Here is a 23,413-nt window from a genome sequence, read left to right on the forward strand (position 1 = left end):
CGGCAATGCCGCCCATTATTTTGACATGCGCGCTATACTGCGCCGTTTAGATCTGCATAGAATAAACCAGAAGTGAGTCATTAAGAAAGGTTCGTCTTAAAGGAGTATTGGCCATGAGTGAGAGAAGTACGGAGTTACTGGCGCTGTATCAGGCCTTGATTGACAGAGTCAAACAACAGTATGACCAAGATAACTCATTGACAGTGAAGAGCTTATTTAATTCTATCAAGGAAGGGAAAGAGTATTTGGCCATCAAGCAGCAGGCCGGTGAGGCCGAGCTGTCTCTGGTCGAGGAGTTCCTCAAGCGGGATATCGCCAGTTATATCCAGAGCCAAACGGAAGATGACATCAGTTACAGCCCCACTATGCTGACACTGGAAAACACCCTCTGGCATTGGCTGGGCGAAATCAGCGACCGCAGCCAGGTGGAATGGCACGAACTGGCCCATGAGTTCAAACACCATGGTTATTATCAGAGCGGCGATATCGTCAGTCAGGGCAAGATGGTCTGCAGTAACTGCGGCCATGAGATGGACTTCGAGTTCCCAGGCATCATTCCCGATTGCCCCGAGTGTGACCACTCGGAATTTACCCGTGAAGCGCTGGCGCCCTGAGTCATAGATGTTCAGGCTTTCAATGGCTTGGAGCTCAAGGGAAAACCCTCAAACCCACAGACATAAAAACGCAGGCTCCGGCCTGCGTTTTCTATGCTGTTTATACCGTTTGAGACTGGCAGGTTTTGGCTGCAGATGTGCCGCTTCTCAACACAGGTTGTGATCAACTGTTATCGCGATAGGCGGCGATTTTGGCAAGTGCTGCCTTGATTTCCTGCTTGCGACCCGCATCTGCCAGCTCGCGCCCTGGCCTTGGGGCGGCTTCGAGCGCCTTTTGCAGGAAAGGCAGGGCTTCGTCATACCTGTCCTCTTCCAGCAGGAAGTCGCCGTAGAAGTAGTTGCTGTCTATGCCATCGGGGTTGAGTTCCAACGCCTGCTTCAACAACTCCTCAGCCTTGTCATCGTCCCCAAAGCCCAGCGGCCAGCCGGGCACCTTGTAGTAAAGCACCCCGAGACTGGTATAGGCCGAGCCCTTGAGCGCGGTGGGATCTTGCTTAAGCGCCTGCTCAAAGTCACTGCGAGCCCGCTTGGCATACTTGAGGGCACCGAGGCCGCCGCTGACCCCGGCATAGGTAGAGTTGATAATCCCGTGCCAGATGCGCACGCCCGTACTTTGGGGGTGGGACTTCACCGACTCATCTGCCAGCTTCAGCAGTTTAACAAAGGCTTTTTCCTGCTCGTCGCCGCTGAGTTGATAGTTGTTGATGGCCCAGTCGTGTTGCAACTGTTTGACGGCCAGATCGCTGGCGTCATCGGCCCAGAGCGAAGGACTCACCAGCAGCGCTGCGCTCAGGCACAAGAGTTTAAATGGCTTCATGTTTCTCTCCTTCGGTGATGGGGTTGGCCGTGTCTTGTATTGGCATGGCCCTTTGGCAAAACTGGCGGATAAGTGGCAGTTTCTTGCGGGTATCATTGTTAACCAGGCCGGGCAGCAGGGCGTTTATCCGCACAAACAGCTTTTCCGGCCAACCGATAAAGCGGCGGCCCCGGCGATTATCGGCCAGATCGCGGCAGAGGATGTCGGCCACCCACTCAGGGCTGTCCTGACGGTTGCCGAGCGCTGAATTGAGCTGGCGCATCGACTCAGTGTTGAGTTCGGTATCCGTGGCTCTGGGGGCGAAATAGAGCACCTTAATCTTGCTGTCGGCCAACTCCCGCTCCAGTGCTTCGGTAAAGCCTCTGAGGCCAAACTTGCTGGCGCAGTAAAGACTGGAACCCGGGTAGCCTATGCTGCCGAGAATGGAGCCGACATTGATGATGGCGGCCTCGGACTGACGTTTGAGCAAGGGCAGCAGGGTGCGGCAACAGTTGATGGGCGCCTCCAGGTTCACCGCCATCATGGCGCGGGTATCACAGGTGTCGCTGGCTTCCAACATGCTGAGTTGATTGACCCCAAGGCAGTTGATCAATACCTTGGGGCTGAACACTCCGGCGGCCTGGCGCAGCTGACACTGACCGCCACTGCTGGTCAGATCGGCGCTTAAGGTGTGATGCTCCCCGGCAAGGCTCTGTTTCAGGGCATCGAGCTTGGCTTGATCCCGGCCGCAGAGCAGCAGTCTGGCGCCTTTGGCGGCCAGCGCCCTGGCGATGGCGCTGCCGATGCCGCCACTGGCGCCGGTGATGATGACATTCAGATACTTGAGTTCCATATTGGTCACCGTTTTCAGGAGGCCAGCGCCAAGGCCTGGGCCGGCGCCAGCTCGCGGAAGATGTTGCCGTAGAGGCGGTAGAAGTTGTTGGCGGCGTGAATGATCAAGGCCTGTTCTTCGCGATCCTCAATCCGGTTCATCAGCCCCTCAAAGAAATGGATATGTTGCTTGTCCAGCTCGCCGTGAGACTTGAGATAACTGAAGGCCGAATCCGGCAGCCCCAGGCGCGATTGCACTTTCTCGGCCGCCAGCAGCGCCAGATTAATGCTGGTGCCTTCCAGTACATTGACCATGCCGAAAAAGCCCAGCGGACTTACCCGATTCACCATGTCGTAGGCGTAAGCCACCATGACCTCGGTGGCAAACAGCGGTGTGCTGCGTCTGGCCTTTTCCTTGTCAAAACCGCAGGCGGCTATGTCATTGAGGATCCACTCCTGGTGGCCTTGCTCCTCTTCGATATATTCGGCTACCGCCACCCTGAGCCATTCCTTGCTTTCCGGCAGTCTGGCGCCAGTGGCCATGAGCAGCGGCGAAGTGTGCTTCACATGGTGATAGGCCTGGTGCAGGAAGGCGACATATTCCTCCAGGCTTATCTCGCCTTGCAGACATTTGCCTATGATGGGACTGGCCAGCAGATACTCGCGGCCGCTCTGGGTTGCTTGTTGTAATTGGTCGTAGAAATTCATTATAGGGCTCCCTCAAGATATGGGGTTTCGGATAGATAGAGCTGTTCTATTTGAGCGGCCAGGGCGTTCAGCAGTGAGGCGCGCTTGACCCTGCCATTGGCTGTGGTGTGAGGCTTGAGCTCGGTTTCATTCAGTCTTATCCAGCGTTTGATCCTGGCATAGTCGGGCAGTGTGGCATTGACAGCATCCAGCCAGGCCTGGAGCTGCTCATTGCTGACTTGGAGCGGAGCGCACACCAGCGCGCTGAGCCAGGGCTTGGCGTCACCAAGCACCATACACTGACTCAGCAGCGGTTTGGCCATCAGCGCCGACTCCACCCACTCAGGGCTGATATTGCGGCCAAAGGAGCTGATAAGCAGATGCTTGCGGCGCCCGCTAATGGTGAGCACACCTTTATCGAGTTGGCCAAGGTCGCCGGTGGCGATTTCTCCCTGACCCCAAGTCTCGGGTTGGCCGAGATACCCCAGGTGACTGGCGCCGCCGACATGGATTTCGCCGCCGCGAGTGGTGACTTTGCAGTGAGGCAACACAGTGCCGGCAAAGCCGGGAGTGTCTTTATCCGGGGTGTTGAGCGCCACGACAGAGCCACATTCCGACAGGCCGTAACCCTCATAAACCGGCAATCCAAGCTCCCTGGCCCGCAGCAGCAACTCGGGGGCGACCTTGCCGCCACCGACGGCTACAAAGCGCAGTGAGTTTGGCGCTTGCCACCCTTGTTCACAGGCACCGACCAGCAGTGTCAATAACTGAGGAATAAGGATCATGCTGCTCGGCTGCGCTCGGCTTATGGTCTGCAGCAGCGCCCGGCTGTCGAGTCTCGAGCTGCCGTGCATGTCGCGTACCTTATCCGAGGGCAGCAGCACAGTGCCGCCGCACAGCAAGGGGCTGTAGATACCGGCGATGTTTTCCAGCAAGGTGCTCAAGGGCAACAGACAAAGATGCCTGGGGCTGGGCAGGGCCGTGACTTTTGCAAGCGATTCGGCCACCCGCCATTGATGCTCGCTGCTGAGACACACCCCCTTGGGGTTACCGGTAGAGCCTGAGGTAAAGGTAATTTTGGCTGTGCCCTGTGGGACTTGCGGAAAAGCCGCCGTACTCTCGGCGCAAACATTCTGTTGGCCCGGAGGCCCGTCGCAGAGCTGTCCCTCAGATAGCTGCTCGTCGTATAACTGCCTGCCGTATAAATGCCAGCCGTATAGATTGCAGCCCAGTTCACTGAGACCTTGGTAAGGCGCGAAACCCTTTGGCAAACAAGGCTGAATTTGTGGGCTTTCGCTCAGTACCAGCTCAACCGAGGTTTGTTCAAGGCAGTTTGCCAACTGCTCTTGGGAGAAAAACAGCGGCAAGGGCAGGCAAAGAACTCCCGCCTGCTGACAGGCGAGATCCAGTATCGCCCACTGCACACTGTTGCCGGCATGCAGTGCCAGGCTGCGGATATTCAGGCGTTTGAGGAAATCACTATAGCGGCGGATTTCTGTTTTCAGTTCAAGGTAGCTGAGTTGCTGCTCAGCATCGCTAAGGGCAATGGCCTGATCTTCGCCGTTGAGTTTGCTTAGGACATCCCAATCAAGGTTTGTCCCAGCGCCTGACTCAGAGGTATTGGCTTGGCTTAATTGAGGCGATGGAGTCATAGGCTTGGCTCCCGGGTTCTGGCATAAGCCAATTCGGCCGCCATGGTGCTGATATCCGATTCGTGCCTTTGTGCCAGTCGTCTCAAGCGGGGGCTGGTGTCTATTACCTCTTGGGCGAGGCGCAGATCGCCAATCATGACTCTGGGGTTGTTGCGGTAGTAATTGCCCCAGATGGCGCTGTCACCTTCCAGTCGCTCAGGATCGGCGCTACAGAGCAGCATGGGCGAAAAGCCCAGCAGTTTCATCAGCGCCTCCACCTGCTCTGTGACGGTAAAGACCATATACTCAAAACCGGCTCTGGCCAGAGTGGCGGCAAGCAGTACCAGCAGCAGTGGCCCTGAACTCTTGTTGGTCAGTGCCAGATTGCCCACCTCTACCAAGGAAGCCCTGTCCACCGGGCGTTTGGTCAGCAGCGCCACTTGCTGCTCTATGGGATCCTTGAGATATTGCTCCAGAAACAAGGGGTAGTAACAACCGGCTCTGAGGCCGAAGGCACCCTGAGGCTGTCCCTTCATGCTCAGCTGCAGTAAGAAAGGCAAAAATTCCTTGAGCTTGGCACCATGCACCTGCAAGTACTTGGCGGCGATATAGTCTTCGACCTCAGTGCGGCCCTCTGCCTGCTCATGGAACAGGCGACACTCGGGAAGCGAATGAGGTGGGTTGGCAGAGCTTGGGACGTCCTTTTCCAGGGCAGACAGGGGAAACTGCTTGACCATAGAGATACTCCGGATCTGTTAACCAGTATCCAGAGCCTAGAAAAGCAGTCTTAAGAAATACTTATGTATCCATTAATATTTTATCAATTAGATAAAAATCAATTGGTTGGTTTTAGCTTTTATTGCTCTTTCGCCGTTTGGGGCAATACAACAGCCCCAAAAGCAGCAGCAAGCCACTCAGCCCGAGTACCGGCCATTGACCGACCCGGCTGAACAGGGTCTGGCCCTCGACCAGCGGCACCTCAGCCGTGAGCACGCCCTCGACAAACTGCGGCAGTTTGGCGCTGATATTGCCAAATTCATCCACCACGGCGGTGACGCCGTTGTTGGTGGCCCGCAGCAGAGGCCGGCCCAACTCGGCCGAGCGCATCTGGGCTATCTCCATGTGTTGCAACGGGCCATTGGACTCACCGAACCAGGCATCGTTGGAGACGGTCAGCAACACCTGGGTATCCTCGGCGACGTTGGCCCTGAGCTGCTCGGGGAAAGCGATTTCATAACAGATAGCCGGTGCCAGCGTATGACCCAGCGCCGTCAGGTTGTTTTGCTGATAACTGCCTCTGGCAAACGAGGACATGGGCAGGTTGAAAAAGGGCGCCAGTGGCCGCAGCAGCGACTCCATGGGCACAAACTCGCCTATGGGCAGCAGGTGATGCTTACGGAACTGGTTGTCACCCGCTGCGCTATAGTCGGCGCTGTCCTGCTGTTTCTGATGATGATTCCCCAGCACAATCAGCGAGTTGTAGAAGTCGCCATTTCGCTGGCTGATGATACCTGTGATGATGGCGGCATCCCGCAGATTGGCAACTTTGTTGGCGTTGTCGAGAAACTCGGCCACCATGCTTTCGGGGGCCGGTATCGCGGCCTCGGGCCAGATCACCAGGTCTCTGTCCAGATGCGGGCGAGAGAGATCCATATATTTGAGCATAGTCGGCCAGAGTGCGTCCGGATCCCACTTCATGCTTTGGGGAATATTGCCCTGCACCAGCGCCACGCTGAGGATCTCACCGGTGCGCTCAACCGTTGAAAATCGCGGCGCCTGCCATACGAGCAGGGCCAGTAGCGCTGAGCTCACCACCAGGCTGAGCCAGCGGCGTTTGAGTAGCAGCACCAGGCTTGCTGCCAGCAGCGCCACCGTAAAACTGAGCCCCAAAGTGCCTATCATTGAGGCCAGTGGCTTCAAGGGGCCCGAGGTTTGGCTATAGCCGCCCCAGAGCCAGGGAAAGCCGGTGAGCACCCAGCCCCGCAACCATTCACACAGGGTCCAGAGCGCCGGAAACAGCCCCAGCAGTTGCCAGTTATGACGCTTGGGCGCCAGTCGGGCCAGCAGGGCACCGGCCAGCGCCGGATACAAGGCCAGATAGAGGGCCAACAGGGCCATCAGGCCTATGGAAGCAATCAGCGGCAAGCCACCGAATCTGTCCATGCTGACATGCACCCAGCTGATCCCGAAGGCAAAGGCGCCAAAGCCAAAGCTGAGCCAATAGCCAAAACTGGCCTTGGGGGAAAGCTTGTCACTTTGCCAAAGGCCAAAGGCCAGCGCCAGCGGGTAGATGGGCCAGAGATCGTAGGGGGCAAAGGAAAGTGCTGTACTGGCACCGGCCAAAAAGGCCAGTACCAGACGCAGCTTGGGGTGGCGTTGTAGCGCCGCTAATGTGGACTTCACTGGTCGTTACTGTCTTCAGTATCGTTGGGATCGGGCAGTTTCACCCTGAGTTGCAATAAACGGCGGGTATCGGCACTGATGACTTTAAATTCAATGCCGTCGATGACGATCTTCTCGTTGCGCTCCGGCAAGTGACCGAAGGCGTGGGACACCAATCCGCCGACTGTGTCGAACTCTTCATCACTGAAATGGGTGTTGAAGGTTTCGTTGAAATCTTCAATCTCGGTCAGTGCCTTGACCATGTAAACCCGGTTACCGGCTTTACGGATCTCAGACTCGTCGCTGTTGTCGTGATCGAACTCATCTTCGATATCGCCGACAATCTCTTCGAGAATATCTTCAATGGTGACCAGGCCGGAAACACCACCGTATTCATCGACCACAATTGCCATATGGTAGCGTTGGGAACGGAACTCTTTGAGCAGCACATCCACTCTCTTGCTCTCGGGCACCACAACGGCCGGGCGGATCACTTTTTCCAGTGAGAAGGGTTCTTCACTGTTGTTGAAGCCGTACTTCAGCAGATCTTTGGCCAGCAGTATGCCTTCGATATGGTCTTTGTCTTCATTGACCACAGGAAAGCGGGAATGAGCAGAGTTGATGACAGTGTTGAGCAGTTCCTCAACAGAGTCATTGAATTGGATGGCGACAATCTGCGCTCTGGGGATCATTATGTCCCTTACACGCAAATCAGATACCTCTAAAACACCTTTTATCATCTCGCGGGTATCTTCTGTGATGAGCTCACGCTGCTCGGCATCGTGGATCACCTCAACCAGATCTTCGCGATTTTGAGGTTCGCCCTGGAATAACTGGCTTACTCGGTCAAACCAGCCTTTCTTATGGGCGCTGGTACTCGGGGGGATATCGTCACTCATAGTGTTCTTCATGACAGGGCGAACCCTGGCAATTATTGCTCCTTGTATGGGTCAGTAAAACCTAAGCTTTCAATAAGTTGGGTCTCTAGCGACTCCATTTCTTCGGCTTCGGCATCTTCGATGTGATCATAACCTAGCAGATGCAGGCAACCGTGCACAACCATATGTGCCCAGTGCGCCTGTAGCGGTTTATGCTGTTCACGGGCTTCATTTTCAACGACTGAAACGCAAATGACAAGATCCCCGAGTAATGGCAGGGTTATTCCATGTGGCGCTTCAAACGGAAATGACAGCACATTGGTGGGCTTGTCTTTGCCGCGATAGTCCCGGTTCAACTGCTGGCTCTCTTCACTGTCCACCAGGCGTATGGTCAGCTCGGCCTGCTCCATACTATTGCCTATGGCAGTACGGGCCCAGAGCTCGAAATCGCTCTGGGATGGCAGGTTTTGCGCTTCTGTGGCCAGTTGCAGGTCCAGTTGCAGATCAAGACTCATGGGCGCCGGCCTCTGTCAGTTGATATTGGCTGTCGCGTTGGGCCTTGGCCGCCTGCTGGCGCTGATCGTGTGCTTCATAAGCTTCCACTATGCGGGCCACTACCGGGTGGCGCACCACATCCTGGGCCTGGAAGAAGTTGAAGCTGATCTCTTCCACTTCGCTCAGTACTTCAATGGCGTGGCGCAGGCCGGACTTGGCGTTGCGCGGCAGATCTATCTGGGTAATGTCGCCGGTGATCACCGCCTTGGAGTTGAAGCCGATACGGGTGAGGAACATCTTCATCTGTTCCACCGTGGTATTTTGGCTCTCATCGAGAATGATAAAGGCATCGTTGAGGGTGCGGCCACGCATATAGGCCAGCGGCGCGACCTCGATAACATTGCGTTCTATCAGTCGCTCGACCTTCTCAAACCCGAGCATCTCAAACAGGGCGTCATACAGAGGCCTGAGGTAAGGGTCTACCTTCTGGCTCAGATCGCCGGGCAGGAACCCCAGCTTCTCACCGGCTTCCACCGCAGGGCGGGTCAGCAGAATGCGGCGGATCTCCTGACGTTCCAGCGCATCCACGGCGGCGGCCACGGCCAGGTAGGTCTTGCCGGTACCGGCGGGGCCTATGCCGAAGGTGATGTCATGGCGCACTATGTTGGCCACATATTGGGTCTGGTTGGGATTGCGCGGCTTAATCACCCCTTTGCGGGTCTTGATATAGTGCTCTTTGGGTTCTGCACCGCTGTCGTCGGCTTCCAGGGCAATGGCTTCCTGAATGGCGATATGCACCTGCTCGGGCTCCAGATCCGGGGTCGAGCCTTTTACCGGCGCGGTTTCGACATAGAGCTGTTTCAGCAGGTTGTTGGCCGTGAGGCAGTTACGCGGCTGGCCGACAATCTGAAAATGGTTGTTGCGGTAGCTTATCTCGACGCCCACCCGGCGTTCGAGCTGCTTGATATTGTCATCGAACGGACCACACAGAGACGCCAGACGGCGGCTGTCGGCCGGTTCGAGATACAGATTCATGGTGGTTAATTTGTGAGACAAACAAAAACTCCTGTTGATGTCATCTTTGATCAGTTTACGAGCGTGAAGGCATAAATGCTAACGGAAAATCGAGCCTAAAATAAAACGGCCCGGGTCAGAAGAGCCGGGCCGCCGTGGAAGTCTCGGCGCTTACGGGGTGAACTGAGTCACGCCCAGGGTGTCTTCCTGATTATGCTTGGCCAGAATATCACTGGGGCGCAGGCTCTTGCGCAAGTCCATCTCATCTTCACCGCGAACAAACTTGCCGCGCAGCGAGTTGGTGTAGACATCGACGATTTCCACATCCACGAAGCTGCCTATGTGCTTGGGCTGGCCTTCGAAGTTGACCACCCGGTTGTTTTCGGTGCGGCCGCGCAGCTCCATGGGGTTCTTGACCGATGGGCCTTCCACCAGAATACGCTGCACTGTGCCCAGCATCTGGCGGCTGTAGCGCTGCGCTTGTTGGGTGATCCTGTCCTGCAGGATTGCCAGGCGCTGCTTTTTCTCTTCCATATCCACATCATCCGGCAAGTCGGCCGCCGGGGTGCCGGGACGGGCACTGTAGATAAAGCTGAAGCTGTGGTCGAAGCCCACTTCTTCAATCAGCTTCATGGTGTCGGCAAAATCTTCTTTGCTTTCGCCGGGGAAGCCGATGATAAAGTCGGAGCTTATCTGAATATCCGGCCGCGCCTTACGCAGACGGCGAATGATCGACTTGTACTCGATTGCCATATGGCCGCGCTTCATTTGGGTCAGAATGCGGTCTGAACCCGATTGCACCGGCAGGTGCAGGAAGCTGACCAGCTCAGGAGTGTCTTCATAGACATCGATAATGTCCTGGGTGAACTCTATCGGGTGGCTGGTGGTAAAGCGGATGCGGTCGATTCCGTCGATGGCGGCCACATAACGCAGCAGCTCGGCAAAGCTGCAAATTTCGTCATCATGGGTCAGGCCGCGATAGGCGTTAACGTTTTGCCCCAGCAGGTTGACTTCACGCACCCCTTGCTCGGCCAGTTGAGCGATTTCCAGGATGATGTCATCCAGTGGTCGGCTGACTTCCTCGCCGCGGGTATAGGGCACCACGCAGAAAGAGCAGTACTTGCTGCAACCTTCCATGATGGAGACAAAGGCGGTGGGGCCTTCGGCGCGGGGCTCGGGCAGACGGTCGAACTTCTCGATTTCCGGGAAGCTGACGTCAATCACCGCCTGGTCGCCGCTGCGAACCTGGTTGATCATCTCTGGCAGACGGTGCAGGGTTTGGGGGCCGAAGATAATATCCACGCACTGGGCGCGTTCTTTTATCGCCTTGCCTTCCTGCGAAGCCACACAACCACCCACGCCAATGATCAGCTCAGGATTCTTGTCTTTGAGTGTTTTCCAGCGGCCCAGCTGATGGAATACCTTTTCCTGCGCTTTTTCACGAATAGAACAGGTATTGAGCAGCAGAATATCTGCCTCATCAGCCTCTTCAGTCAGGGTGTAGCCCTGAAATTCGTTTAACAGATCGGCCATCTTGGATGAGTCGTACTCATTCATCTGACAGCCCCAGGTTTTAATATGGAGTTTTTTACTCATCAGTTTTGCGTCGCTCTTCGGAACCACTTAAAAAATAGCGCGCCATTTTACCTGCTGTTAAGTCCGCTGACCAGCTTTTGAACGCCAGGGCTGAGAATTACTCTGGTTGCTGCAATACCCTTTCGACCTGTGCGGGTAAACGGTTGGCGGCCACCTGAATATTTTGCTGCTGGTAGAACTGCTCGGCCATCTCCAGGTTGCTGCCACGGGCCTGGGCATAGATGTCCTCCAACACATCCAAATGAAAGCCGGCCATGGTTTCCGTGATTTGTTGATATAGGGCATAATTCAGCGACGAGCGATAGGTTACAGTTATCACTTCCATCTGGTCTGCCGTGGTGGCGGCCAGAACATGACCAGAAGTAAAGGCAGCCGGGACGACAAGGGCTGCGGCTATCAGGCTGCTGGTAAGTTTGCGCATGGTATCCTCACTTGTTGATGTCGATAACCGCATATGCGGTGTTTGCCATGACAGATACTGCTTGGACACTCAGAGGCTAGCCTAAGGTTGCCAAGGCTCGTGTGTCGGCTTGTAAGCAGGTGTTTCAGGAGGGCCGGCAGCAACATTTGCTCATGATTGAAGCCAAAACAGTTACCATTGAACACAACTCTGTGGCCGAGGCGGCAGAGAAGAGAGACAGCAGGAAAGGCATAGTGACAGAACAACATGAGACCAAGGATATCGTCATCATAGGTGGCGGTATGGTGGGCGCGGCGACGGCGCTGGGGTTGGCCAAACTCGGGCTGGAAGTGGCGCTGGTGGAGGCCTTTGAACCCGAGGCCTTCGATGCCTCGCAACCTCTGGATGTCAGGGTCTCGGCCATCAGTGTGGCATCGGAGGCGCTACTCGAGCGCCTGGGAGCATTCGATACTCTGCTCGGAATGCGCCATGTGGCTTATCGTGGCCTGGAAACCTGGGAAATGGAAGGCTGCATTACCCGTTTCCATGCCAGTCAGATCAAGGCCGAACGTCTCGGCCACATAGTGGAAAACCGTTTGGTGCAGCTGGCACTGTGGCAGGTATTCGACAACTACCCCAATCTGACCCTCTGCTGCCCGGCCCGGGTCGGGCGCATGGTGCGCTCCAGTGTGGGTATAGAGGTGAGTCTGGACGATGGTCGGGTGTTCGATGCCCGCTTGCTGGTGGGCGCCGATGGTGCCAACTCCAGAGTGCGTCAATGGGCCGGAATTGGCATCAGTGGTTGGGATTATTCCCAGTCCTGCATGCTGATCAATATCGCCACCGAGTGTGATGAGCAGGATGTGACCTGGCAACAGTTTACTCCGCAAGGGCCGCGCTCCTTGCTGCCATTGCCGGGCAAAAATGCTTCCTTGGTTTGGTATGACGATGCCAAACAAATTCGCAGTTTGATGCAGCTAAGCGACAGCCAACTGAAGCAGGCGATCATCAACCACTTCCCCGATAGGCTGGATCCCCACTTCGAAGTGTTGGCCAAGGGCAGTTTCCCGCTGACCCGGCGCCATGCGCAGCAATACTACCGCGACAATCTGGTGATCCTGGGGGATGCGGCTCACACCATTAACCCGCTGGCGGGGCAGGGGGTTAACCTGGGCTTTAAAGACGTCGAAGCCTTGATAGCGACAATCACCCAGGCGCTGGAGAAGGGCGAAGACTGGTCAAAGGCCACAGTGCTTGAAGGGTTCCAAAAGCAGCGTTGGTTTGACAATCAGTTGATGATGACAGGCATGGATCTCTTCTATGCCGGTTTCAGTAACGATCTGCTGCCACTTAAACTGTTGCGTAACGCCGGACTCAAGCTGGCGGATATCAATACCCCGGTCAAGCAGCAAGTGCTCAAGTATGCGCTGGGGCTGAGATAACCCCGGTCGATTTGTTGATTGTCGCAAGAGAGTGCTAAAATGCCGCGTTTTTACAAGAATGCGGCATTTTTCATTGGCTTTCACGCAGTGTTTTGGCCTGTAACGGCCAAGCTTCAAGAGCGGTGAATATGTGCCTGGCCTTGTCCGGCCTTCGCAGAACTTCTCGTTGAATAAACAGACTGATAGAGACTGATGACAGAGATTAAACTTATCGTCGGGCTGGCCAATCCCGGCGCCGAGTATGCCCAGACCCGCCATAACGCCGGCGCCTGGTATGTGCAGGAGCTGGCCAGAGGTTGCGGTGCCCAGCTCGGTGCCGACAGCAAGTATTTTGGCCTGACTGCCAGAGTTACGCTCAAGGGGCGCGATGTGCGCCTGCTGATCCCTTCCACTTATATGAACCTGAGTGGCAAGTCGGTGGCGGCATTGGCGAACTTCTTCCGTATTCAACCGGAGGAGATTTTGGTGGCCCACGATGAGCTGGACATGCCTCCGGGGGTGGCCAAGTTCAAGCTTGGCGGTGGTCATGGCGGCCATAACGGCCTTAAGGACATTATTGCCAAGCTGGGCAACAACAAGAATTTTTATCGTCTGCGGATTGGCATAGGTCACCCCGGGGACAAGAACAAAGTCAGCGGCTATGTGCTTGGCAAGGCGCCGAGTACTGAGCAGTCGCTGATAGATGCCGCGGTAGATGAAGCGGTGCGCGCCACGGATATCCTCTTTGCCGAGGATATGACCAAGGCGATGCACAGGCTGCACTCCTTTAAAGCGGTCTAAGATTATCCAGGCGTCTGACGCCTGTTTCATTATCCTGTCCGGGGCCGAGTGCGCCGGACTCAAATTAGAGAGAAAGGTAAACATCATGGGTTTTAAATGCGGCATCGTTGGTCTGCCAAACGTCGGTAAGTCAACTCTGTTCAATGCGTTAACCAAGGCTGGCATCGAAGCGGCAAACTTTCCCTTCTGTACCATAGAACCCAACACAGGTGTGGTGCCAGTGCCGGATGCTCGTCTGGACGCCCTGGCTGAAATCGTTAAGCCTGAGCGGGTACTGCCAACCACCATGGAGTTTGTGGACATTGCCGGTCTGGTTGCCGGGGCATCCAAGGGCGAAGGGCTGGGTAACAAGTTCCTGGCCAACATCCGTGAAACCGATGCTATCGGCCATGTGGTACGTTGCTTCGAGAACGACAATATTGTTCACGTGGCCAACAAGGTTGACCCGGCCGGTGATATTGAAGTGATCAATACCGAACTGGCACTGGCGGATCTCGACAGTGTTGAGCGTGCCATAGTGCGTCAGCAAAAGCGCGCCAAGGGTGGTGATAAAGATGCCAAATTTGAAGTCGAAGTACTGGAAAAACTCAAGCCGGTACTGGACGAAGGCCATATGCTGCGTACCCTGGATTTGAGCAAAGAGGAGCTGGAAGCCGTGGCTTACCTGAACCTGCTGACGCTCAAGCCAACCATGTATATTGCCAACGTTTCTGAAGATGGTTTCGACAATAACCCGCATTTGGATACAGTGCGTACCATTGCCGAAAAAGAAAATGCCGTTGTGGTGCCTGTGTGCGCCGCTATCGAGTCAGATCTGGCGGAAATGGATGAGGAAGAGCGCAGCGAGTTCCTTGAAGAGCTGGGCCTGGAAGAGCCAGGGCTTGATCGGGTGATCCGCGCCGGTTACGAATTGCTGACACTGCAAACCTACTTTACTGCCGGGGTGAAAGAAGTTCGTGCCTGGACTGTGACTGTCGGTTCTACCGCACCGCAGGCGGCCGGTAAAATTCACACCGACTTTGAGCGCGGCTTTATTCGGGCTCAGGTTATGGCCTATGATGACTTTGTTCAGTTCAAGGGCGAAGCCGGTTGTAAGGAAGCGGGTAAGCTGCGGGTGGAAGGGAAAACCTATATCGTCAAAGACGGCGACGTGATGCACTTCCTGTTTAACGTGTAAAGCGACTCTAAATGGGCGATAGAACACGGATTTGCGTATCTGTTGCCCAGTTTGATGGGTTTATAGGCAAACAGCTGGGGCGGCGGGATTTAGCCTAAAAAAGCTGTTGACCTGAATAACCTGAATAAGCATAATACGCCCCGTTCCTCGGCACGGGGAACAACAAAGTTATCGTGGCTATGTAGCTCAGCTGGTTAGAGCACAGCACTCATAATGCTGGGGTCGCAGGTTCAAGTCCCGCCATAGCTACCATCCTTCTTGGGATGTCAAAAACAAGAGACACTGCGGGAGTGGTGAAATTGGTAGACACGCCAGATTTAGGTTCTGGTGCCGCAAGGTGTGAGAGTTCAAGTCTCTCCTCCCGTACCATATTTGTCTCTTATTGAACTAACTTTGATTATTGGTGGGGTATCGCCAAGCGGTAAGGCACCGGGTTTTGATCCCGGCATTCCCAGGTTCGAATCCTGGTACCCCAGCCATAAACGCTAAAGAGAAAAATACAGTGGCTATGTAGCTCAGCTGGTTAGAGCACAGCACTCATAATGCTGGGGTCGCAGGTTCAAGTCCCGCCATAGCTACCATGTTTCTTTAGCAGCAAACTTGGTCTTCACGAGTCTTAAGATTCGTATCGGTAAACACCGACCCTGATGGGGTATCGCCAAGCGGTAAGGCACCGGGTTTTGATCCCGGCATTCCCAGGTTCGAGGGCACCGGGTTTTGATCCCGGCATTCCCAGGTTCGAATCCTGGTACCCCAGCCATATTCAACGAAAGAGCCCGTCATAGACGGGCTTTTTTGTATCTGTTTTTCATCGTTTGAACTTGTCTGCTATTGGCGCATCGGCCAGGATCCCGGCTATTTCGCACTGGCGTTCCTGCGACATGGCGAGAGTTGCGTAGCAGCGTTCTTTCGAGCACCAACCAAGGATGGCTACAGTTCCGCCTGTGCCTGGAAATCCATGTATGCCTGTAAACTTGTGTATGCCTGTAAACTAGTGCCAAGATTTCACCGATCCAGAGTCATACCTGCCTTGAGCTATCAAGCTTCTACTCGACTTTCAGCTTCTGTCGCAGACTCTCATCTCTGGCGGCCTTGGTGACTTCGAGAGCGATATTGCGCCTGAGGCGAATTAACCAACTGTCGATTTTGGCTTGGTCCATTTTGCAATCGCAGCGGCTGGAGAGCAGGCTAAGCTGCAGTTCCTGTGCCTGCCGTGCTACTTCTACTTCGACCGTGTATCCCTTGTAGTTATTGAGCCGGGCGAGCCAGGTGCCATCTGTGGCAGTTTCCAGTTCCCAGCTATCCCGGGTAACGGCCCGCTGCAACATCGCGGGGATATCCTGCACATAGCCACCTGTGGGTACTGGGTTTTGCCAGCGTTGCAATTGATATTCAGTCTCGGCGGAAGCCGGGTTCAGCCATAACAGATTCAGCAGCAGCGGCAGTAGTATTCGTTTCATGATTTTTTCAGCTCCTGGGCGATGGAGAGACGCAGATTCTTGATGTAGTTGTAATAGCCGCGGCCATTCTTGTAGCAGATATCATCAATCAGCTTCTTGCAGACAAAATCCCCCAGGGCGGCGTGGTATTTAAGCTGAATATAGTTGGCGTCGTATTCAATGCGCATCACATTAGTGTCGCCACGATAGTCGAAACGGGCCAGGATATAGCCCTCACCTTCGCCCTCGTATACCCAGGCAAAGCCCTTGGTGCTGAGCATACCTTCGAGAATGGCATAACGAACCTGGGCCTCACTGGCTCCCGCTACCGGGATCTCTTTATGAACGGCTTCGATATAGCTGTTTGAGGATTTGGGTTTGGCATTTTTGTTGATGACCAGCTCGCCGGGGGCGGCTTGCAACGACAGGGAGAAACCGAGGGCGAATAACGCCCCCAGAATGGATTGGACTTGCATATCAGAATCCTTCTGAAAAAGGCTGTGAAAGTCCGAGTCTAGCGAAAAGCCAAGGCACTTGAAAGAGCGCTTGAAAGAGGAATTAGAGCAAACCTTCCAAACGCAGACGTTGCATCTCTTTGGCGACTTGTTGCATCTGCATTGGCGTGCCCAAGGTCAAGCGATTCCAGCCTTCAAGCCCAGGGAAGGTGCGGCCCACCAGAATGCCGGCCTGCTGCATCCGCTTGCGATAGTCTTCATTATTGCCTTTGATGCGGTGGAAAATAAAACTGGCGTTGAGCGGCAGATAGTCGAGCCCCAACTGTTTGAGCGTGGCAATGATAATGGCACCGGCCTCTAAATTGTTGCTGCGGGTCTGCGCCAGCCAGGCGCTGTCATCCAACACTGCTGCCGCCCCATAGAGGGCAAACAGGTTGGCGTTGTCAAAACTCGCCTGGGCCTGCATGGCGGCTATCATTTCCGGAGCGGCAATGGCATAACCGGCCCTTAGTCCCGCCATTCCCCATGCTTTGGAGAACGTCTTGGTCAGCACTGTGTGTTTCTGGCCATTTTGGATGAACGGCAGCGCGGATTGGAAATCGCTACCGGCATACTCGCCGTAGGCCTCATCAATAATAAACTGCAGCTCGGGACTGGCCTTGGCCAGCCACTGTGCAACCGGCGCCTTGGACAGCAAGAGGCCGGTTGGGTTGTTGGGGTTACACAGATAGACAATGGAAGGGCCAGGGTGTGCGGCCACGGCGGCCTGCATGGCGGCGATATCGGTTTGCAGCTCGGCGGTGAGCGGCACTTCAGTTACCTTGAGTCCCCGAGCCTTGGCATAGTCGGCCACTATGTCAAAGGTGGGCTTGGGCATCACCAACTGGCAGTGAGCGCTGGCCATGGCATCTATGGCGAACTTGAGTACTTCGGAAGAGCCATTGCCGTAGATGAGCTGCTCTTGGCTGACACCGTGGTAGCTTGCCAGGCGCTTGAGCAAAGCCTGACGGGCACTGTCGGGATACAGGTGTGCCTCACCCATATGTTGCATAATGGCTTCTCTGGCACTGTTTGGCATCCCCAGCGGGTTTTCATTGAAGTTCAGCGCCAGGGGACCCTTGGAGGCAGTAGCCTGGGCCTGCTCCTGAGAAGATAAAGAGAAATTACTGCAGCCACTGAGCCCCAGTGCGGTACCGGCTAAACCGGCCTGAATAAAATGCCTACGACTTAATTGCATGTTTATTATGATGTTCTGGATAAGAGGGCGCTCAGTCTACCCAGAGGAAGAGAGAAAATAAATGAATTTTTATTCATTATTTGAAGCTTGTTATTCTTTGGGTTTTAGTTGCTAGGACCAAGTTCATTGGTAAGTTTTGGCTTCAAGCCATAAATAGCCGCTGTGCCAGCGGCGTAAAGTCGTGGTGTTAATGCCTCCATGCATAAGGGCCAGCTCGCCATCCCTGGCTCTCGCTCGAAAGCACGTTGCTACGCAACTCTCGCCAAATCACACCGGGCAAGGGGCAAAGCCCCTTGCATCCCCAAAGACACCCCTGACGTAGCCGAAATCCCCGCTGGCTTATGAAGCAAATTGGCTACACTCAGGACTCGCATCCTTGCTCGACCTTCGAGCCTCGACATCCCTGTCTCGGCTACGCCAATTTGCAACAATGCCAGCGGCGGCTCCGAAGGGGGAATTGGTGCAATTCTTCCCACACAGAGTCGTTTTAGGCTGCAGACATATGCCCATTTTCCAGGCACAGGTGGAACTGTGACCTTCCGAGCCAGGGATGGCGAGGCAGAGCTTACAGGGACGTACTCGCAGCGTGTCACAGGATCGCCTGTGCGAAAGGCGCACCGCAGGTGATGGGTTATAGCTAGCCGCTAGGAGCAAGTTCATTGGTAAGTTTTGGCTTCAAGCCATAAATAGCCGCTGTGCCAGCGGCGTAAAGTCGTGGTGTAAATGCCTCCATGCATAAGGGCCAGCTCGCCATCCCTGGCTCTCGCTCGAAAGCACGTTGCTACGCAACTCTCGCCAAATCACACCGGGCAAGGGGCAAAGCCCCTTGCATCCCCAAGGACACCCCGACGTAGCCGAAATCCCCGCTGGCTTATGAAGCAAATTGGCTACACTCAGGACTCGCCTCCTTGCTCGACCTTCGAGCCTCGACATCCCTGTCTCGGCTACGCCAATTTACAACAACGCCAGCGGCGGCTCCGAAGGGGGAATTGGTGCAATTCTGTTAGTACCGAGTAGCTTGAAACATCTGAAGAGTTTGCAGACATACACCTATTTTCCAGGCACAGGCGGGACTGTGACCGTCGAAAACAGGGACGTTTTCGTCGAGGCTACATGGACGTATTCACGCCGTGTCACAGGATCGCCTGTGCGAAAAGCGCACCGCAGGTGATGGACTACACCGTGGCCGGAAGCTCGGCCAGTACTAACTTAGGAACTTTTAGCTGGAAGCTATGATAGCCGCTGTGCCAGCGGCTTAAAGTCGTGTCGTTTTGGGTTCCAACCCAGTCAATTCTGTTGTAAAAACAAACCAAATCAGGGTTTTGTTGCCTTTGTCAAAACTTGACCTTTGGCTAATTGTTTTCAAATTCAGTACTGGCTATTGTATAACCAGTTCAATCGCTTAGCTTTAGCACTTCCTTAAGCTTAAGGTTGGAGGTAGTAGCATTTTTCCTTTTTCAGCGGAATGCAGGGACGAACAGAGTTTGGACCCGTGCGGTAGCCATGGCTTTACTTAACGCTTTTTGTAGGGCCTGGTTGTAGGGCCCTTGGTTGTGCGGCTTGAAGTGCTCATGACAAGCACCTCATAACTGATTTTTATACAGTATTATTGACGTTCTGGACAACATGTCGGAAATTTGCGCGTTATTTCTGTAACATTTTAGAAAATAACATTAAATTCATAATGTTAAAAATACAGCTGGTAGATAATAGGTTTAGAAACCGCGCATGCGCGTTGGGCTGCAAGGGATATTTGGACTAAATTGTATTATATCCAGCTAATACAAACAGATAGCGATACGCGTTTACACTCCTCCGAGGACTAAAACGCGCATGCGCACTATACAGCTGTTAGCTTTACGGAGTAATTCGACCTGCATCGCATATGGAAATTGGAAAAAGGCAGCCCATTGCTTCGTGTGTTTGTGTGGCAAAATTTACCACAGAGGCAACTTAGAACTTTGATTCACAGGTTTGCTACCAAAGAAGCTGCAAAGTTAAAGCAAGGCAGCTCTGAGTTTTATGTTTGGCGTGTGCGCAGACTCAAAGCCGTTGCAGTTTTCGAGAAACGATTTGGCGGCGTACCGGCTATTTTCAAAATGCGTAAAATGACCGTTTTAAAGTCATATTACATAAATAACGGTGTTTACTTGTGGCCAACATCAACATTAATTACCACAAAATAAACAAAGCTAACAAACCGCGTCATTCGGGGCCTGCGGCCCCTGCGACGCTCACAAGCTCGCGCGCATGCGCGGGGCGTTATGTTTCGACAGGGATCGAGTAAATGAAGCTTATTGGAAGTAAAATGGAAAGTGACTTCCGTGAAGAGTTGATCCGATCCAACGAGGCGCTTCAAGCCCGTGATTCCAAGTTAAGAATGGCACTAGAGTCTGAAGGTCATGACTACATAAATTCTTATGTTCTGCATTACGTCCCTGAGCAGCTCGAAGACCTATACACAGTGTTGGTAGGTGGGACTTACGTAGTTGACGTAGAAATCGATAAGTACGACGGCTCTAAGAGCACAATAGCACAGAGACACGAGCTAAAGTCTTATCTGCTTAGGCTAAGTAGAATGAATCAAGTTAGGTTGGCGGTTGCGCAGGACTTGGCATGTTCAAAAACATAACAAACAAAGGCAGCATCGCCCTGCGGGCTGGACGCGCTAACGCGCGCCGCTGCTTGGGGCGTTGATATTATTCCCTTTGTCAAATAGGTAAAAGTGTCCTTACCGGAGACCCAAAAAATCTTCGGTAAGGACACTCTGACAGTCGGACTTTGGCGAGTAAGTGTCGGCGGTTGACCTTGCACTCTTTTGAATAGAACCGCGCGAGTTTGGTTATTCGCATTACTTGTGTTCGCCACATGAGCCTTGCTGATTTTTAATGAGTTTATCAAATAAACGCAGGTTGGTTGGGATTGTGCCATGGTAATGCACAGTCTCAGCAGACTTATCAGAAACCCAGGCCACGTCAGTGGTCTCCTTGTGTACGTCCAACCCGATAAAAAGTGTGTTAGCTTTAGACATGTCGGCCTCTTGTGATTGTTTGCCTATTGGATCAACAAACAGTGTGGCTCTGGTTTAACTAATCCACGAGAAAACACGGAGGCCGACATCTGCACAGGGAATCATTATGTCTATATGCCTTTATCATCTGGCAGTTACATTAAATAAAATAGAAAAAGGATATTTTGTGAAAAAAGCACTATTACCATTTATTATTCTTTCAGCAATGCTTTCAGGTTGTGCTACTCAACCTCCAAAAGCAGAGGATATAAAGCTCGCACCTAAAGATAGATTATACGACCAAAACCTATATAAGCCGGATGAAACTCGGACTATTCCAGTAAAAATCACTAGGGATGTAGGTTTACGTGGTTCTCTAGCTACTGTTTTTCTTAAAATAGATGGAAACTATGTGGTGTGGTTGAATATGAGCGAGGAAATCACAATTTACCTCGCACAAGGTGGATATGTTTTTGAGCTTGTCCACTCACTATGCCCTAAAGAGCAATTATGTAGTACGCTAACTGACGTTACAATTAAAAGTGGCTTCGATAATAACTTTCGAATCCATGTAGATGACGGTTTTTCCCTAATAAGATCAAAAACATAAATTGATATATAACAAGGTGATAACAATGGGCGCCCAGCATTAGCTGAGCAAGAATTATGAGTGTCCTTATTTTGGAGGCCGACACTTGCACAGAGTAAAAAATGGACACCCAGTATTAATGGCACGGAAGTAAACCCCGACTATGCTTTGTTTAGGCATTTAACAAGGAGGTTATTATGCCGCACCCTCACCGAACTCAAATCAGCCTTGAAGATACACCTTACTATCATTGTTGTAGCCGAGTGGTGCGGCGTGCCTTTCTGTGTGGTGATGACGACCTACCCAGCTCAACATCCTGTTTCGCGCTCGTTAGCTCGTCGCTAGGCGACACTCGCCCCTGATTTGACTGAGCTGCGTCAGCATCTGCCGGACAGGAGTCCCAATGCCGTGAAGGGCAGGAAGCCCGTGAACGGCCATGCCTCGCTACGCGATTGTCATCAACGCCCTGCGGCCGCTTCGAGCGGGAATTGGTGTAATTCTTCAAGAATAGTGTTGCTTGAAGTTGCTTATATACCCAAAGACATACGCCTATTTTCCAGGCACAGGCGGAACTGTGACCGTCGAAAATAGGGACGTTTTCGTCGAGCGCCCAGGGATGGGTTTACAGCGAGTCACAGGATCGCCTGTGCGAAAGGCGCACCGCAGGTGATGGGTTACACATGTGGTCAAAAGCCCGGCAAGTATTGACGAGGGATTTAAGGCTTAAAGCAATGCTAGCCACTGTGCCAGTGGCCTAAATTCGTGGTGTTGCTATGCAACTCTCGCCATGTCACCGTATCGCCTGTGCGAAAGGGCCGTTCTCGAACATCTTGCTCTTCACGGCATTCAGGCTTCCTGCCTATCCGCACCGTAGCTGATGGGTCACGTTATGGCAACCCAAATATCAAGCATAAAAAAACGCACCTTAAGGTGCGTTTCTTGTTAACTCTGCATGTCAGCTTAGTGCTGGAACATGGCAGAGATAGATTCTTCATTGCTGACGCGGCGGATAGCCTCGGCCAGTACCGCTGACATGGTCAGTTGGCTCACTTTGCCTGTCTTGAGCATTTCTGGGCTCAAAGGCACAGTGTCAGTGACTATGACTTCGTCAATCACTGAATTTACTATGTTGCTGGCCGCGTTGCCGGAGAATACCGGGTGGGTTGCATAAGCAAAGACGCGGTTGGCGCCGTGTTCTTTCAGGGCTTCAGCAGCCTTACACAGAGTGCCACCTGTGTCGATCATGTCATCAACTATGATGCAGTCACGGCCTTGAACGTCACCTATGATGTGCATTACCTGAGCCACGTTGGCCTGTGGGCGACGCTTGTCGATGATCGCCAGATCTGAGTCGTCGAGCAGTTTGGCTACGGCGCGGGCGCGAACAACACCACCGATATCGGGGGAAACAACAACAGGGTTATCCAGTTTCTTGGCCAGCATATCTTCCAGCAGCACTGGGCTACCGAAGACGTTGTCTACCGGTACATCGAAGAAGCCCTGGATCTGCTCGGCGTGCAGGTCGCAGGTCAGTACTCTGTCGACACCCACGCTGGAGAGGAAATCGGCAACCACTTTGGCGGTAATGGGTACACGGGCGCTGCGGACACGGCGGTCCTGACGGGCATAACCAAAGTAAGGGATAACGGCTGTGATACGGCCGGCTGAAGCGCGGCGCAGGGCATCAACCATTACGATCAACTCCATCAGGTTGTCGTTGGTTGGTGCGCAGGTGGACTGAATGATAAACACATCAGCACCACGTACATTTTCGTTTATCTGGACACTGATTTCACCATCGCTGAAACGGCCTACCTCTGCGTCTCCGAGTTTACAAAAAAGACGGTCGGCTATCTTTTTGGCGAGACTGGGGGTAGCGTTCCCAGCAAAGAGCTTGATGTCGGGCACTGTAAGAACCTCAGGCGTTTGCTTTATTTTAGTGGCTGGGACAAAAAACGGC

Annotated in this window: 20 protein-coding genes, 5 tRNA genes and 1 pseudogene; 11 read left to right on the forward strand and 15 right to left on the reverse strand. The window is 53.7% G+C overall.

The window, feature by feature from the left end; translation table 11 throughout:
- Positions 1-113: 113 nt before the first annotated feature.
- Positions 114-614 carry a zinc ribbon-containing protein gene (locus tag ON072_RS15585; RefSeq protein WP_039034319.1) on the forward strand — a complete coding sequence of 167 codons (501 nt, stop codon included), beginning with the start codon at positions 114-116 and terminating at the stop codon, positions 612-614.
- Between the two features lie 163 nt (positions 615-777).
- Here the strand turns inward: ON072_RS15585 and ON072_RS15590 are convergent, their stop codons facing one another.
- From ON072_RS15590 to ON072_RS15640, 11 genes are all read right to left on the reverse strand, one after another.
- A complete protein-coding gene (locus tag ON072_RS15590) occupies positions 778-1,431 on the reverse strand; it encodes a tetratricopeptide repeat protein (protein ID WP_261753089.1) in 654 nt (217 codons plus the stop codon).
- Positions 1,418-2,263: an SDR family oxidoreductase gene (locus ON072_RS15595; protein WP_107353565.1), complete on the reverse strand. Its 846-nt coding sequence runs from the start codon at positions 2,261-2,263 to the stop codon at positions 1,418-1,420. The genes ON072_RS15590 and ON072_RS15595 overlap by 14 nt, the downstream gene beginning before the upstream one ends.
- A 14-nt stretch (positions 2,264-2,277) precedes the next feature.
- Complete coding sequence (locus tag ON072_RS15600) at positions 2,278-2,949, reverse strand: TenA family transcriptional regulator (protein ID WP_101059431.1); 672 nt, start codon at positions 2,947-2,949, stop codon at positions 2,278-2,280.
- The gene (locus ON072_RS15605) at positions 2,949-4,580 is read right to left on the reverse strand and encodes an AMP-binding protein (RefSeq protein ID WP_261753088.1); all 1,632 of its coding nucleotides are present in this window, start codon (positions 4,578-4,580) and stop codon (positions 2,949-2,951) included. Before ON072_RS15605 ends, ON072_RS15600 begins: the two co-directional genes overlap by 1 nt.
- The gene (locus tag ON072_RS15610; protein ID WP_261753087.1) at positions 4,577-5,296 is read right to left on the reverse strand and encodes a thermostable hemolysin; all 720 of its coding nucleotides are present in this window, start codon (positions 5,294-5,296) and stop codon (positions 4,577-4,579) included. The genes ON072_RS15605 and ON072_RS15610 overlap by 4 nt, the downstream gene beginning before the upstream one ends.
- 112 nt (positions 5,297-5,408) lie before the next feature.
- Positions 5,409-6,962: an apolipoprotein N-acyltransferase gene (gene lnt, locus ON072_RS15615; protein WP_261753086.1), complete on the reverse strand. Its 1,554-nt coding sequence runs from the start codon at positions 6,960-6,962 to the stop codon at positions 5,409-5,411.
- A complete protein-coding gene (gene corC, locus ON072_RS15620) occupies positions 6,959-7,840 on the reverse strand; it encodes a CNNM family magnesium/cobalt transport protein CorC (RefSeq protein ID WP_025011682.1) in 882 nt (293 codons plus the stop codon). The genes lnt and corC overlap by 4 nt, the downstream gene beginning before the upstream one ends.
- 32 nt (positions 7,841-7,872) lie before the next feature.
- Positions 7,873-8,334 carry an rRNA maturation RNase YbeY gene (ybeY, locus tag ON072_RS15625; protein WP_261753085.1) on the reverse strand — a complete coding sequence of 154 codons (462 nt, stop codon included), beginning with the start codon at positions 8,332-8,334 and terminating at the stop codon, positions 7,873-7,875.
- Positions 8,324-9,370: a PhoH family protein gene (locus tag ON072_RS15630; RefSeq protein WP_025011683.1), complete on the reverse strand. Its 1,047-nt coding sequence runs from the start codon at positions 9,368-9,370 to the stop codon at positions 8,324-8,326. Before ON072_RS15630 ends, ybeY begins: the two co-directional genes overlap by 11 nt.
- 129 nt (positions 9,371-9,499) lie before the next feature.
- Positions 9,500-10,924, reverse strand: a complete 1,425-nt coding sequence (miaB, locus tag ON072_RS15635; RefSeq protein WP_025011684.1) for a tRNA (N6-isopentenyl adenosine(37)-C2)-methylthiotransferase MiaB — start codon at positions 10,922-10,924, stop codon at positions 9,500-9,502.
- 97 nt (positions 10,925-11,021) lie between these two features.
- Positions 11,022-11,345, reverse strand: a complete 324-nt coding sequence (locus tag ON072_RS15640) for a hypothetical protein (RefSeq protein WP_025889590.1) — start codon at positions 11,343-11,345, stop codon at positions 11,022-11,024.
- A 152-nt stretch (positions 11,346-11,497) separates the two neighbouring features.
- Between ON072_RS15640 and ON072_RS15645 the strand changes: the two genes are divergently transcribed.
- The 8 genes from ON072_RS15645 (at position 11,498) to ON072_RS15680 (ending at position 15,483) form a co-directional block, all read left to right on the forward strand.
- Positions 11,498-12,766 carry an FAD-dependent oxidoreductase gene (locus ON072_RS15645; protein WP_144167843.1) on the forward strand — a complete coding sequence of 423 codons (1,269 nt, stop codon included), beginning with the start codon at positions 11,498-11,500 and terminating at the stop codon, positions 12,764-12,766.
- Positions 12,767-12,958: 192 nt separating this feature from the next.
- The gene (gene pth / locus ON072_RS15650) at positions 12,959-13,546 is read left to right on the forward strand and encodes an aminoacyl-tRNA hydrolase (protein ID WP_221055363.1); all 588 of its coding nucleotides are present in this window, start codon (positions 12,959-12,961) and stop codon (positions 13,544-13,546) included.
- Positions 13,547-13,631: 85 nt separating this feature from the next.
- Positions 13,632-14,723, forward strand: a complete 1,092-nt coding sequence (gene ychF, locus ON072_RS15655) for a redox-regulated ATPase YchF (RefSeq protein WP_261753084.1) — start codon at positions 13,632-13,634, stop codon at positions 14,721-14,723.
- A 175-nt stretch (positions 14,724-14,898) separates the two neighbouring features.
- Positions 14,899-14,975 (forward strand) — tRNA-Met (locus ON072_RS15660).
- 32 nt (positions 14,976-15,007) lie between these two features.
- Positions 15,008-15,092: transfer RNA gene (locus ON072_RS15665), tRNA-Leu, on the forward strand.
- A 35-nt stretch (positions 15,093-15,127) separates the two neighbouring features.
- Positions 15,128-15,202 (forward strand) — tRNA-Gln (locus ON072_RS15670).
- A gap of 25 nt (positions 15,203-15,227) precedes the next feature.
- Positions 15,228-15,304: transfer RNA gene (locus ON072_RS15675), tRNA-Met, on the forward strand.
- Between the two features lie 67 nt (positions 15,305-15,371).
- Positions 15,372-15,483: transfer RNA gene (locus tag ON072_RS15680), tRNA-OTHER, on the forward strand.
- A gap of 286 nt (positions 15,484-15,769) precedes the next feature.
- Here ON072_RS15680 and ON072_RS15685 read toward each other — a convergent pair.
- From ON072_RS15685 to ON072_RS15695, 3 genes are all read right to left on the reverse strand, one after another.
- Positions 15,770-16,183: a hypothetical protein gene (locus tag ON072_RS15685; protein ID WP_093982420.1), complete on the reverse strand. Its 414-nt coding sequence runs from the start codon at positions 16,181-16,183 to the stop codon at positions 15,770-15,772.
- Positions 16,180-16,638 carry a hypothetical protein gene (locus ON072_RS15690; protein WP_025012151.1) on the reverse strand — a complete coding sequence of 153 codons (459 nt, stop codon included), beginning with the start codon at positions 16,636-16,638 and terminating at the stop codon, positions 16,180-16,182. The genes ON072_RS15685 and ON072_RS15690 overlap by 4 nt, the downstream gene beginning before the upstream one ends.
- A gap of 82 nt (positions 16,639-16,720) precedes the next feature.
- Positions 16,721-17,854 carry a pyridoxal phosphate-dependent aminotransferase gene (locus ON072_RS15695; protein ID WP_261753083.1) on the reverse strand — a complete coding sequence of 378 codons (1,134 nt, stop codon included), beginning with the start codon at positions 17,852-17,854 and terminating at the stop codon, positions 16,721-16,723.
- Between the two features lie 3,137 nt (positions 17,855-20,991).
- Between ON072_RS15695 and ON072_RS15700 the strand changes: the two genes are divergently transcribed.
- Complete coding sequence (locus ON072_RS15700; RefSeq protein ID WP_208164126.1) at positions 20,992-21,474, forward strand: hypothetical protein; 483 nt, start codon at positions 20,992-20,994, stop codon at positions 21,472-21,474.
- A gap of 176 nt (positions 21,475-21,650) precedes the next feature.
- Positions 21,651-21,749, forward strand: a pseudogene (locus ON072_RS15705) (transposase); the annotation flags it as partial.
- A gap of 664 nt (positions 21,750-22,413) precedes the next feature.
- Here ON072_RS15705 and ON072_RS15710 read toward each other — a convergent pair.
- Positions 22,414-23,361, reverse strand: coding sequence for a ribose-phosphate pyrophosphokinase (locus tag ON072_RS15710; RefSeq protein ID WP_028779717.1), 948 nt, complete (start codon positions 23,359-23,361; stop codon positions 22,414-22,416).
- Positions 23,362-23,413 lie beyond the last annotated feature (52 nt).

Source organism: Shewanella sp. K8 (genome assembly GCF_028823715.1).
Classification (GTDB): Bacteria; Pseudomonadota; Gammaproteobacteria; order Enterobacterales; family Shewanellaceae; genus Shewanella; species Shewanella algae.

Excerpts from the sequence above, each read along its gene's own strand:
- ychF (WP_261753084.1), top strand. The coding sequence starts at position 13,632 with ATGGGTTTTAAATGCGGCATCGTTGGTCTGCCAAACGTCGGTAAGTCA.
- ON072_RS15695 (WP_261753083.1), bottom strand. The coding sequence starts at position 17,854 with ATGCAATTAAGTCGTAGGCATTTTATTCAGGCCGGTTTAGCCGGTACC.
- ON072_RS15690 (WP_025012151.1), bottom strand. The coding sequence starts at position 16,638 with ATGCAAGTCCAATCCATTCTGGGGGCGTTATTCGCCCTCGGTTTCTCC.
- ON072_RS15640 (WP_025889590.1), bottom strand. The coding sequence starts at position 11,345 with ATGCGCAAACTTACCAGCAGCCTGATAGCCGCAGCCCTTGTCGTCCCG.
- ON072_RS15645 (WP_144167843.1), top strand. The coding sequence starts at position 11,498 with ATGATTGAAGCCAAAACAGTTACCATTGAACACAACTCTGTGGCCGAG.
- ybeY (WP_261753085.1), bottom strand. The coding sequence starts at position 8,334 with ATGAGTCTTGATCTGCAACTGGACCTGCAACTGGCCACAGAAGCGCAA.
- ON072_RS15610 (WP_261753087.1), bottom strand. The coding sequence starts at position 5,296 with ATGGTCAAGCAGTTTCCCCTGTCTGCCCTGGAAAAGGACGTCCCAAGC.
- ON072_RS15590 (WP_261753089.1), bottom strand. The coding sequence starts at position 1,431 with ATGAAGCCATTTAAACTCTTGTGCCTGAGCGCAGCGCTGCTGGTGAGT.
- ON072_RS15700 (WP_208164126.1), top strand. The coding sequence starts at position 20,992 with ATGTCTATATGCCTTTATCATCTGGCAGTTACATTAAATAAAATAGAA.
- miaB (WP_025011684.1), bottom strand. The coding sequence starts at position 10,924 with ATGAGTAAAAAACTCCATATTAAAACCTGGGGCTGTCAGATGAATGAG.
- ON072_RS15585 (WP_039034319.1), top strand. The coding sequence starts at position 114 with ATGAGTGAGAGAAGTACGGAGTTACTGGCGCTGTATCAGGCCTTGATT.
- ON072_RS15685 (WP_093982420.1), bottom strand. The coding sequence starts at position 16,183 with ATGAAACGAATACTACTGCCGCTGCTGCTGAATCTGTTATGGCTGAAC.
- ON072_RS15595 (WP_107353565.1), bottom strand. The coding sequence starts at position 2,263 with ATGGAACTCAAGTATCTGAATGTCATCATCACCGGCGCCAGTGGCGGC.
- pth (WP_221055363.1), top strand. The coding sequence starts at position 12,959 with ATGACAGAGATTAAACTTATCGTCGGGCTGGCCAATCCCGGCGCCGAG.
- corC (WP_025011682.1), bottom strand. The coding sequence starts at position 7,840 with ATGAGTGACGATATCCCCCCGAGTACCAGCGCCCATAAGAAAGGCTGG.
- ON072_RS15605 (WP_261753088.1), bottom strand. The coding sequence starts at position 4,580 with ATGACTCCATCGCCTCAATTAAGCCAAGCCAATACCTCTGAGTCAGGC.
- ON072_RS15600 (WP_101059431.1), bottom strand. The coding sequence starts at position 2,949 with ATGAATTTCTACGACCAATTACAACAAGCAACCCAGAGCGGCCGCGAG.